The 11242-nt window shown below is 74.7% G+C and carries 10 protein-coding genes; 2 read left to right on the plus strand and 8 right to left on the minus strand.

All coding sequences use genetic code 11. From position 1 onward, the window contains the following. Nucleotides 1–81: 81 nt before the first annotated feature. Nucleotides 82–1017 carry a DUF4232 domain-containing protein gene (locus tag ACFXPX_RS20275; RefSeq protein WP_380642566.1) on the plus strand — a complete coding sequence of 312 codons (936 nt, stop codon included), beginning with the start codon at nt 82–84 and terminating at the stop codon, nt 1015–1017. Nucleotides 1018–1059: 42 nt separating this feature from the next. On the opposite strand, the gene ACFXPX_RS20280 is transcribed toward ACFXPX_RS20275, so the two are convergent. The 8 genes from ACFXPX_RS20280 to ACFXPX_RS20315 all read right to left on the minus strand — a co-directional run bounded on the left by ACFXPX_RS20280 (nt 1060) and on the right by ACFXPX_RS20315 (nt 9807). Beyond that, nucleotides 1060–2577 (minus strand): IPT/TIG domain-containing protein, encoded by a 1518-nt coding sequence (locus tag ACFXPX_RS20280; protein WP_380642568.1) that lies wholly within the window; start codon nt 2575–2577, stop codon nt 1060–1062. A 156-nt stretch (nt 2578–2733) separates the two neighbouring features. Further along, nucleotides 2734–3813, minus strand: coding sequence for an alcohol dehydrogenase catalytic domain-containing protein (locus ACFXPX_RS20285; protein ID WP_380642570.1), 1080 nt, complete (start codon nt 3811–3813; stop codon nt 2734–2736). 9 nt (nt 3814–3822) lie between these two features. After that, entirely contained in the window at nt 3823–4686 is an 864-nt protein-coding gene (locus ACFXPX_RS20290; protein ID WP_380642572.1) for a sugar phosphate isomerase/epimerase family protein, read from the minus strand. Next, complete coding sequence (locus tag ACFXPX_RS20295) at nt 4683–5501, minus strand: SDR family NAD(P)-dependent oxidoreductase (RefSeq protein WP_380642574.1); 819 nt, start codon at nt 5499–5501, stop codon at nt 4683–4685. Before ACFXPX_RS20295 ends, ACFXPX_RS20290 begins: the two co-directional genes overlap by 4 nt. Then, nucleotides 5498–6673, minus strand: coding sequence for an alcohol dehydrogenase catalytic domain-containing protein (locus ACFXPX_RS20300; protein WP_380593081.1), 1176 nt, complete (start codon nt 6671–6673; stop codon nt 5498–5500). The genes ACFXPX_RS20295 and ACFXPX_RS20300 overlap by 4 nt, the downstream gene beginning before the upstream one ends. Continuing rightward, on the minus strand, nt 6670–7851 hold the full coding sequence (locus ACFXPX_RS20305) for an ROK family protein (RefSeq protein WP_380642576.1): 1182 nt from the start codon (nt 7849–7851) through the stop codon (nt 6670–6672). The genes ACFXPX_RS20300 and ACFXPX_RS20305 overlap by 4 nt, the downstream gene beginning before the upstream one ends. Next, nucleotides 7848–9089, minus strand: coding sequence for a sedoheptulose 7-phosphate cyclase (locus ACFXPX_RS20310; protein WP_380642578.1), 1242 nt, complete (start codon nt 9087–9089; stop codon nt 7848–7850). The genes ACFXPX_RS20305 and ACFXPX_RS20310 overlap by 4 nt, the downstream gene beginning before the upstream one ends. A gap of 259 nt (nt 9090–9348) precedes the next feature. Then, entirely contained in the window at nt 9349–9807 is a 459-nt protein-coding gene (locus ACFXPX_RS20315) for a MarR family winged helix-turn-helix transcriptional regulator (RefSeq protein WP_380522969.1), read from the minus strand. Between the two features lie 170 nt (nt 9808–9977). On the opposite strand from ACFXPX_RS20315, the gene ACFXPX_RS20320 reads away from it, so the two are divergent. Next, nucleotides 9978–11242, plus strand: a 1265-nt coding sequence (locus tag ACFXPX_RS20320; protein ID WP_380642580.1) for an MFS transporter, incomplete at its 3' end; no start/stop codon positions are given.

An 11242-nucleotide genomic window follows, 5' to 3' on the forward strand; every position in this document is an offset into this window, starting at 1 on the left:
CGGCGGCGGCGTTGCGGGGCTGTTGCAGGGGGAGTGACGGCGGTCACGGTGGGGTGGGGTGGTTCGTGATCGGATGGTCGGATGGGTGAGTTCGGGACGGGTGGGGTGGTGCCGGTGAGGCGCGGGGTCGGTGCGGTGGGTGCGGTGGCGGCGGCGGTGGTGCTGCTCGCGGGGTGCGGGAGCCAAGTGGCCGGGGCGGCCGGGGCGGGCGGGGGGCCTTCGGTCGCCGGCTCCGGCAGTGCGGGGCCGTGCGGGGTGGCGTCGGCCTCGCCGGGGCCGGTGGCGAAGGACGGGGTGCGGATCACGGCGGCGAGTGCGGCCTGTGCGGAGTACGAGGTGACCAACCCGGGCGCGGAGGCGGCCGATGTGACGGTGGTGTTCGGCCGGTCGGGGGCGGCCGGGGGTGTGCTGGGCAACGAGACGAGGACGGTCAGGGATCTCGCACCGGGGGCGACCGGGAAGGGGCGGGTGGAACTGGACGGGAAGGGCTCGGTGCTGACGGTCGTCAAGGTGCGGAGCGTGCCGAGCGCCGAGGCCTCGCGCCCGGACGGGCCGTGCCCGGCCTCCGGGGTGCGGGTGAGCGCGGACGACGGGGATGCGGCGATGGGGTTGCGGGTGGTGGGGCTGCACCTGCGCAACTGCGGGACGGCCACGGTGAACCTCAACGGCTACCCGGACCTCCAACTCCTCGACGTGGGGCACCGGCCGGTCGACGGCGTGCGGCTCCTGCACGGGGGTGCGCAGATCGCGAGCGGCACCGGGGCGGACGACCCGCCGCGGCCGCTCGCGTTGAAGCCGGGCGAGGGGGCACGGTCCACGCTGGCGTGGCGCAACACCACCGAGGCGGGCGCGGGTGACGCGGTGAACGCCCCGTACGTGCGGGTCCGGGTGATGCCGGGCGCCGCGCCGGTGACGGTCGTGCCGGAGCTGGACCTGGGCACCACCGGGCGGCTGGGTGTCGGCGCCTGGGTGCGGGAGGACGGGCAGCCGCCGGCGACCAGGCCGCCGGCGGGGTGATCAGGGCTCGGCGGTCATGACTCGGCGGTCATGACTCGGCCGTCATGACTCCGGGGACGATTTCAGGTAGGTGAACTCGTTGGCCGGCCCGGCCGGGGACGAGTAGCCGTTGGACACCACGGTCACGTTGACGGTGCTGGGCCTGCCGAAGCCGGTGCTCGGGGCGGGCGCGTCGACGACGATCTCGTAGGGCGGCTGGACCTGCGGCGACGCCGCGGGGTTGGTACCGAAGAACACCTGGGCGTCGGCGCCGAAGTTGACGCCGGTGACGGTCACCGAGGTGCCCTCGGGGCCGGTGGCCGGGAAGAGGCCGGTGGTGATCACCGGTGGGGGGCCGCCGTAGGCGAACCGGCCGAAGGGGACGGCCGCCGAGGTGCCCAGCTCGGTGGTGACCCGGACGTCGACCACGCCGACTCCGGGAGGCGCGTGGAGGCTGATCGCGAGGCCGTCGCCGCTGACCGCGAGGTCCTGGCCGGGGACGGGGCCGAAGTCGACGGCCGCGCCCGGGCCGAAGCCGCTGCCGACGACGGCCAGTGCGGTGCCGCCCTCCCCGGAGTTCGTGGAGAGGGCCCGCACCACCGGGCCGGCCAGGACGTCGGGGGCGCCGAGCAGGCCCAGGTAGGTGGAGTTGGCGTGCTGGAAGGCGACCTGGCCCAGGAAGTCCGCGAGTGAGCTCTTGACGAAGTCCGGGTCGTGGGTCCGGTCGTAGTCGATGGCCAGGGGCACGGCCTGGCCGGGCTGGGCGTATGGGTGGGGACCGGGCAGACCGGCGATCACCGAGATGACGGCGTCCACCTCGTCGTTCGCCGCCGGTCCGGAGGGAGTCGGGTACCAGCCCTCGGCGTCGTCGAGCGAGGTCCAGGCGAGCGGCACGACGTCGTAGGGGTTGTAGTAGCGCGCGTTGACGATCCACGGCAGGGAGTCGACGTAGTCGGCGAAGTCCGGGCCGCCGGCGGTGGGGGCGGCGAAGGTGCAGAGGCCGAACTGCGGGGTGGCGCCGGGCCAGGACCGTGCCTGGAGGTAGGGCGCGACCATGGTGGCGATGCAGCCGCCGAGGCTGTGGCCGATCACGTACACCGTGGGGGTCTGCGCGGCCCCGGCGAGGGCTTCGGTGAGCGCCTGCACCAGGGTCACGCCCCCGCTGCTCATGGACAGGACCTGGGTGAAGGCCGCCATCGCGCCCTGGGACACGGACACCGGGGCGGACGGTGCGCCGACGGCGGTGAACGGCACCACCGTGCCGACGTCGAGGTCCTCCAGCAGGTCGGTCACGTTGCCGACCGTGCCGCGGAGGACCACGGCGAAGCTGCTGGAGGAGGGGTCGGCCGCCAGGTACGCCAGGTTGGCGTTGTCGGGGGCCAGCGCCAGCCACCGGAGGCTCCAGTCGGCGCCGGTGGCGAGGTCGGTGTCGGCCAACTGCCGGGTGATGCCCAGGAACACCCGGTTCAACTGCTCCGGCACCGTCTCCCCGGACGGGCGCGGGGTGGCGGCGGTCGCCGCGATCGCGGCGAGGGTCATCGCCACTCGGGGTGTCATCGGTGCGGTCTGCTCCGCCGCCATGCCGGCTCCTCGGGATCGCCTGGTGGGACAGGGAGGATCGTGTCCGATCGGCTTCCCGCCGCGCCCGTCCGACGCGGTGCCGGATCCCCGCGTCACGCCACCGGGCGTACACCGGCCCCGGGTGCGAAGCCGGTGCGCGCGCCCGTCCGGTCGGGGTCAGGGCGCGAGGTCGATGATCACCTTGCCGGGGTGGTCCTCCCGTTCGGCGGCGATGTCGGTCACCCGGCGCGGGAAGTCGTCCAGGCCGATCCGCAGGGAGGTCAGCTTCTCCAGGGGGAAGGCGAGCGGGTGTTCGGCGCGCAGCCGGAAGCCCTCCTCGTAGTCCTCGCGGTGGCAGCCGTAGGCGCCGGCGAGGTGCAGCCGCTTGCCGTGGTGCTCGACCGGCTCGATGAGCTCCGCGCGGCGGATGGTGTCGACGTCGGCCCGGCCGGGCGGGTAGGTGTCGCCCCGGCGGGTGCCGCCGTAGACGAAGAGGACGGCGCCGTCGGCGGCCAAGTCGCTGGCGGTGTCCAGGAGTTCGGTGGTCGATACGGTGGTCGCCACGATCACCACGTGGTACCGGTCCTGGTGCTGCGGGGCCTTGGCGTCGGTCAGCGGGTGGATCTCCTCGGCGGCGAGCAGGCCCTGCTGCACGGCGAAGGCGCGCCGGGCCTCGCCGCGGTTGAAGACGGTGGGCGAGGCGCCCAGGTGGCGGGCGTACAGGGCGAAGGTGAGGCCGGCGCAGCCGGCGCCGAGGACGGCGACGCGCCGGCCCCGGAGGTCGGTGAGAGCGGTGAGTTCGAGCAGTCTGCGGAGCGCGTGCACGATGCAGGCGAAGGGCTCGGGCATCCAGACGGCGTCCCGGATGCCGGCCTCGGGGACGCGCACCACGGCCTGGTCCAGCTGCGCCTCGGTGCCGTGGACGAAGACGTACTCGGCGAAGCCGGTGGTGCGGGTGGGGGTGATGTTGGGGTTGAGGGTGACGAGTTCGCCCTCCCGGAAGCCGGTCCGCGCGCCGGCGAAGGCGACGGTGCCGACGAGTTCGTGGCCGAAGAGCGGGCCGCGGTCCTCGGGGACGTCGCGCGAGCCGACGACCTCCTTGGCGTCGGCGCGGCAGATGCCCAGGTGGTGGGGCTTGATGAGGACGGTGTCGGCGCGGAGCGCGTCGTGGGGGAAGGGGCGGGTGCCGAGGCTCACCACGCCGTCCCGCAGGGTGGTGGTGGCGTACTCGGCCGGGAGGTTCGGCGCTTGGGGCACGGGGGCTCCTCAGGGGCGGTAGGCGGACGGCTCGTGGGGGACGGACGGCAGGTGGGAGGCGGACGGCTGGTGGGTGCGGGCGAGGTCGCGGGCGCGTTCGAGGTCGAGGGCGAGGCGGACGGGGTCGCCGTCGCGGTGGTCGTTCTCCAGGACCAGCGCCTCGGGCCGGAACCCGTGCGCGGCGAGGGCGGCGAGGGACTCCCGGACCGGGCCGTCCCCGTCGCCGAGGAGGTCTCGCGCCACCACGCCGCCGGTGCCGTCCTTGAGGTGGACGTGGGGCGCGAGCCAGGGGTGGACGGCCTCGACCAGGGCCACCGCGTCGACCCCGGCGACCCGCGGGTTGTAGGTGTCCAGCAGCAGCCGGAAGCCGTCCGCCGCGACCTGGTCGACCAGGCGGCGGGCGCGTGCCGGGTCGAGGTCGTTCTCGTTGGCCAGCAGCAGCCCGCGGGCCCGGGCCTCCGCCGCCGCCCAGGCCAGTACGGCGGCCGTGCGGTCCAGTTCCGCGCGGTCGGTGACGGCGCTGCGGCGGAAGCTGGGGACGAAGGCCAGCGGGGCACCGAGGGCGTGGGCGGCGTCCAGCACCCGGATCAGGACGCGTCGGACGCGCAGCGCGTCCCGGCCGCCCGGCGGGGCGTGCAGGCCGATGTCGTTGAGGGTGTTGCCCGCGACGGCGAGCGGTCGGACCCGGAGCCGGGCGCAGTGCTCCAGGATCCGCTCGACGGTGCCCGGCGCGTCGAGCCACGGCCCACGGCCGGGGCCGCCGAGGTCGAGCTGGAGGCCGTCGGCGCCGGCCCGGTGGGTGAGCCGGACCGCGTCGAGGTGGTCGCCGGGCAGGCGCCAGCCGGCCAGCCCGAGGAGCGGGGCGGCGGTCACGAGGCGGCGCCGGCCGCGGCCCTCGCGGTGGCGGTGGCGGTGGCCGGGACGGGGCGGCTCTGGGAGAGCGGCAGCCCCTCGCCGACCGGGCGCCAGCCGCCCTCGGGGTCCACCACCAGGTGGGCGCCGTGCAGTCCGGCGCCGGCCGTCGCCGCGAGCTCGCGGGCCAGCGGGGCGAAGCTCGCCGGGCGCATGTACGCGGTGTAGTCGAAGCCGTCGGGGCGCCGGCGCCGGATCCCGGGGGTGTCGACCATGCCGGCGGGCAGGGCCTGGACGATCCGCAGCGCCTCGGTGCCCGGCGGTTCGGCGGCCTCCTCCTGGGCGACGGAGTCGAGCAGGGCGGCGGCGCCCGCCTTGGTGGCGGCGTAGCCGGAGCGGCCCGGCCCGGCGTTGTAGACGACCTCGGAGGAGATGCCGAGGAACAGCCCGGGACGGTCGGGTCGGCGCAGGGCCGGGACGGTCCAGGAGAGGGTGAGCCAGAGGCCGTGCAGGTTGACGTCGAGTTGGCGGCGCCACTCGGCCTCGGTGCACTCGCGGAAGAGGGTCCGCCGGTCGCCGTAGTGGACGGCCGAGTAGCAGACGGCGTGCAGCGGTTCGGCGCCGGCCAGGGACAGGTTCTCGGCGACCCGGTCGGTGTCGGTCAGGTCGGTGGCCGCCCAGCGCAGCCGCTCGGCCCCGGGGCCGGCCGGGCGCGAGCGGCTGAGCACGGTGACGTCCAGCCCGGCCTCGGCCCAGGCGTCCGCGACGCCACGGCCGATGCCGGTGGACCCGCCGACGACCAGGGCGCGGCGGCGGGTGCGGTCGGGCGCGGTCACTGGGCCTCCAGGGGTGTGGGCGGCGCCGGGGCGAAGCGCACCGCGAGTTTGACGAGCCGGCTCCCGGCGACGCTGCGTCCGCCGCCGGCCGAGAGCCCGGTCATGATCCGGGCGGCCTCCGGCGGCCCGACGACGTGCGTCACCAGGTCGCGGTAGGCCTCCGGGTGGTGGCACAGCTCGGCGGCGGCCTCGGCGAGGTGGTCGTTGCCCACGCCGCGGTGGCCGGTCAGCCGGACGCGTCGGCCGTCGGCGGTGCGGGTGGTGGTGAAGGCGTACGGGACGGGGTGCCCGGCGCAGTTGGCGGCCCGGACGGCGGCCAGGTCGACGCCGGGCAGTTCGGTGACGGCGGCGCCGGGCGGGAGGCCGCCGAACAGGTCGACGGTCAGGTCGCCGGTCGCGTCGTCGTCGAGGTGGTCCGAGAGTCCGGGGCCGCCGAGCCGCAGGGCGGCGGCGAGCGCGGCGAGGGTCCCGTCGCGCGGGGTCGCGAGCAGGGCCGCGACCGGCCCGGAGCCCACCGGGGGCACCGGGTCGAGCGTCAACTCCACGCCGGGGAAGGCCCGTTCAGCGCTCCAGGCCAGCCCGTCCGGGGTGTGGTGGACGAGCAGGACGCGGACGTCGGCGCCGAGCCGGCGGCGGGCGGCCCGGACGGCGAGCTGCCCGATCGTCCCGTCGCCGTACACCACCAGGGTCCGGGGACGGCCGGCGGCCAGCAGGCCGAGGGCGTACCGGACGGCGGCCAACGGCTCGATCAGGGCGCCGAGCACCGGGTCGGGCTCCTGCGCCAGCGGCACCACCAGGCCGTCCCGGACGGCCGTCGCCGGGATCAGGGTGCGTTCCTGGAGCAGGCCGTCGACGTTGTGCCCGAGCAGGAAGGACGGGTCCGTCCGGTGGGTCGGGTTGACCACCACCGGGGTGCCCGGGCGGCGCAGGGCGGCGGGGACGCCCGGGCCGGCGGCGACCACCCGGGCGATGCCCTCGTGGCCGATCACCGGCGCCGGGTCGTCGCGCAGCCCGCGCAGCATCTGGATGTCCGTCCCGCACAGCCCGGCGACCTGGGTGGCGACGAGGAGTTCGCCCGGGGCGGGGGCCTGGGTGGGACGCAGCCGCAGCCGTACGCCGCCGGGCTCGCGGACCAGCGCGCGGTGGCTGGGGACGCGTTCGGCCGTCGTCACGTCGACGCTCCGGCCGCGATCCCGGCCCCGGCGAGGCTGTCGGCCTCGCCGGGGGCGGTGACGGTGATCCGCCGGTGCAGCCAGTCGGGGGTGCGGTCGCTGGTCAGGTAGAGGCCCTCGCGGGTGAGGTGGCCCAGCAGGGCGCGCCGGTAGTGGTGGCCGAGGCCGTGGACGACGCCGCCGGTCAGCACCACCTCGTCCAGCTCGGGGTCGAGGCAGAGCGCGGTGCGCAGGACGGCCGCGACGGGGGCGGTCGCGGCGTCGAGCAGGTCGGCGGCGAGCGTGTCCGGCCCGGGGCGTCCGTCCTGCCCACGCTGCGCGCCGGTCCCGTCCTGCTCGTCCTGCTCGTCCAGGGCCCGGCGCAGTGCCGTCTCGAAGGCGGTGCCGCCAGCGGTGAGCCGGCCGAGCCGGGAGGCCGCCCAACGGGCGGGCTCCCGGTGGGCGAGGGTGTCGGCCAGCCGGGCGATGCCGGGGCCGGAGGCGTAGGCGGCGAGGTGGCCGGGCCGGCCGCAGTCGCAGGTCAACTCGACTGTGCTGCGCAGGAGTTCGGCGTGCACCGGTAGGTGGCCGATCTCGCCCTGCAGTCCGCTGTCGTCGACCGGGATCCGGCGCTGCCGCTGGTCGAGCACCCGGCAGGCGATGCCGGAACTGATGGTCGCCAGCAGGACCTTGCGGTGGCCACTGCGCTCGGCGGCCGCGGCGGCGTGCAGCAGCGCGGCGGTGACGTCGTTGACGATGTGCCACCGGACGTCCGGGCGCCGGGCGGTCAGCGCGGCCCGCAGGTCGTACGGCTCGCTGTGCTCGCCCCACAGCGGGGCGGAGGCGTAGACGAGCCCGGAGCGGTGGTCGAGGGCCGCGCCGAAGGAGATGCCGACGACGGGGGCCGGGGTGTGCGGCACGCCGGCGCACAGCTGGCGGACCATCATGTCCTGGAGCTCGGCGACGGTGGCCGAGGGGAAGCGCTTGAAGCTGGGGGAGGGGTGCGTGGTGCGGGTCCCCAGCCCGCCCCGGCGCTGCCAGACGGCCCGGCGGATGTGGGTGCCGCCGACGTCGAAGACGGTGATGTCCGCAGGCGCCTGGCCGCCCGGCGAGGCGTCCGGCAGAGTGTCCCGGCCGCCGCCCGGCGAGGTGTCCGGAGAGGCGTCCGGCGAGGCCTGGGGCACGGTGCCCGCGCTCATACCGCCGCGCCGACGAGCTCGGCCCGCGCATCCGTCGTCCAGGCGCCGATGAACTCCAGGGCCCGGCCGAGCTCCGCCGGGGTGAGGTCGTTGGCGAAGACGACGGAGCCGATGCCCCGGGTGAGCGGGACGCGCTGGAGGCCGTCCCGGTGCTTGACCGCGTCGGCGAGCGCCTCCTCCAGCAGCTCCTGGGTGAAGATCGGGTGGGCGACGGGGAGTCGGAAGCCCTGGAGGAGTCTCAGTGCCCGGTCGGTGTCGTGCGCGGAGAGGTGGCCGCGGAGGTGGGCGAGGGCGAGGCAGATGGCCATGTCGACGGCGACGGCCTCGCCGTGCAGCAGGGGCGGGTCGGCGCGCAGTTCCAGGGAGGGGCTGAACGTGTGGCCGTAGTCGACGGAACGTTCCAAAACCTGTTCCCAGAGATTGGGTTCCAGTTCGTCGAGCATCCCGGAGATGGCCCGGGACAGCACCTCGCTGACCGCCGAGCCGCAGCCGCCCAGGGTCTCGGGGGTGATGTCGCCGACGGTGGCCTCCAGCAGGTCGAACAGGACGGCGTCCTTGACCAGCGCCATCTTGATCACCTCGGCGATGCCGTTGGCGACGTGCCGGGGGTCGATGGTGCGCAGGAAGTGCGGTTCGATCAGGGCGAGTTCGGGGGCGAAGTAGGCGCCCAGGCGGTTCTTGTGGTGGCCGTGGTTGATTCCGGTCTTCACGCCGATGCCGGCGTCGATCTGGCCGACCAGCGTGGTGGGGACGCGGATGTAGGGCACGCCGCGGCGGTACATGCTCGCCGCGAAGCCGACGATGTCGAGGACGACGCCGCCGCCGACGGCGACGACCTTCTCGGCGCGGCGCAGGATGCCCATCCGGGACATGGCCTCGGTGACGAGGACGGCCTGCTCCAGGGACTTGGCGTCCTCGTCGCCCTGGACGACCTGCCAGGTCGCGTCGATCAGCCAGCGGTCGAAGTACGCGGCGAAGCGCTCGTGGTAGAGCGCGTCGACGGCGGAGTCGATCGCGAGCAGGCAGCGGAAGGGCCTGCCGTGGCCGCCGCCGACGGCGCGGGCGAGGGTGGGGTCGTCGAGGTCGAGCAGCCCGCGCACCATGCTGACGCTATAGGCGACGGGCTGTTCGGCCCGGACGTTCCAGTGCAGGCCGGGCGGCTTGGGGAGATCCGCTACCGGGTTCAGGCCGGTCGGGCGGTGGTGCGTGGTCGGGCCGGGGAGTGGGGTACCGGACATGACGAAACCTCCGTGAGCGTCCTCGAGCGGGGGAGTGGGCGGTGGGAACGAGTCGACCGTCCGCCTGTTGTCGGCCTCGAACGCTAGTGCTCGATCCGTATACACGGCAACGTGATGGCGGTCACAGTAGATGCATTCGAATGCATATTTCTGGACTATTACTTCGCATGGAGTCCTGTTGCGGGGAGGTGAAGCGGCATGAAGCGGCCCCGGTCGCGGGTGGTGGCCTGCGACCGGGGCCGGTGCGGGGAGGGGGTGCTCAGTCGATCGGCACCGCGGGCGCGTACCGCAGCCGGGCGACGAGCGAGGCGGTGGAGTCGCTCAGGGCGGCCGAGTCGAGTGCCTCGGCGAGGGCCTTGCGCAGGGTCTGCTCGGCCTCCCCGGCCAGCCGCCGGCCGGCCTCGGTGATCCGCACGTCCACCCCGCGCTTGTCGTCCAGGGCGCTGCGCCGCACCACCCACTCGGCGTCCTCCAGGCGGGCGGTCATCCGGCTGACCGAGGGCTGGTTGGCGCCGAGGGTCTTCACCAGGTCCGACATCCGCAGGGTGCCGTCGCGCTGCTCGGCGAGCGAGAGCAGGAGCAGCAACTCGTTCATGGAGACCCCGTGGCTGCGGGTCAGCCGCCTGCCCGCGGTCGCGTTGACCTGCTCCATCAGGCGGGTGAGCTGTCGCCAGATGGCGATCTCGTCCCGCCCGCTCCCCGGTCCCCATGTCTCCATCGACGCGGCCCCTCACTGAGTCCTTCGGAACGTTCTGCTTGTCCGTCCGCCACTGTTTTCCAGCGTAACTCTTTGCGGCAGTTGACCACCCAGGCACGTTCGTCCATTATCTATATGCAATCGCATACATCATCCTTGAACCTGGCTCCCTACGAAAGGCTTGGGTCGCCATGCCACTGCCCCTCCTGGCCCTGATGCTCGGAGTGTTCTGCGTCGGCACCGCCGAGGTCGTCATCGCGGGGATCCTGCCCGAGATGTCCGCCGATCTGGGCGTGACCATCCCGACCGCCGGCCTGCTGGTCACCGGTTACGCGCTGGGGGTGACGATCGGGGGGCCGATCATCACCCTGCTGACCACCAAGTGGTCCCGCAAGGGGCTGCTGCTCACCCTGATGGGCGTCTTCATCGTCGGCAACGTCATCGCCGTGCTCGCCCCCAACTACCCCACGCTGATGGGCGCGCGCATCTTCACCTCGCTCAGCCACGGCACCTTCGCCGCCGTCGCCTGGCACGTCGCCGCCCTGATGTCCCCGCCGGACAAGCAGGCCACCGCGATGGCCAAGATCGCGCTCGGCTTCAACTTCGCCAACGTGCTCGGCTCCCCGATCGGCACCTTCATCGGACAGCACTTCGGCTGGCGCGCCACCTTCGGCTACGTCACCGGCTTCGCCGTGCTGTGCCTGCTGCTGATCGTCAGGTTCGTGCCCGGCGCGCTGTCCACCGAGGGCGAGGGGGGCGCGGAGGGGAGCCTGTCGCTGCGCGAACAGATGAAGGTGTTCCGCAAGGGGAGTCTGCAACTGTCCATGCTGATCACCGTGTTGGCCCAGGGAGCGGTCTTCACCACCTCCACCTACCTGGCCCCGCTGCTGCGCGACATCGGCCACTTCGCGCCCGCCATGGTCGGCATCCTGCTGATCGTCTTCGGCATCGGCTCCGTCCTCGGCAACATCCTGGGCGGCAGGGCCGCCGACGCCAACGTGATGCGCGGCGTGCTGCGCGCCCAGAGCGCCCTGCTGGTCGCCCTGCTGCTGTTCTGGCTCGCCGCGCCCCACCAGGTCCCGGCCGCGATCGCGCTGTTCCTGTTCGGCGCCGCGGGCTTCTCCATCATCCCGGCGCTCCAGGCACGGATCCTCGCGGTGGCCGCCGCCGCGCCCGCCCTCGCCCTCTCGGCCAACGTCTCCGCGTTCAACCTGGGCAACGGGCTCGGCGCCTGGCTCGGCGGCGCGACCATCGACCTCGGCTACGACGCCCGGGCCGTCACCCTCACCGCCGCCCTCGCCACGGCGGTCGCCCTGACCCTCTCGGTGCTGATGTGGGCCCGCGGCCGCCGCGAGGCGCCGGAGCCCGCCGCCGCCGCGCCCGCCGCCCGCGCGGACGGCGTGGACGCCGAACTGGCCCGGAAGGCCGGACCCCCGGAGCCCGGACTCCCCGCCGC

The organism is Kitasatospora sp. NPDC059146, from assembly GCF_042786665.1.
Taxonomy (GTDB): Bacteria; Actinomycetota; Actinomycetes; order Streptomycetales; family Streptomycetaceae; genus Kitasatospora.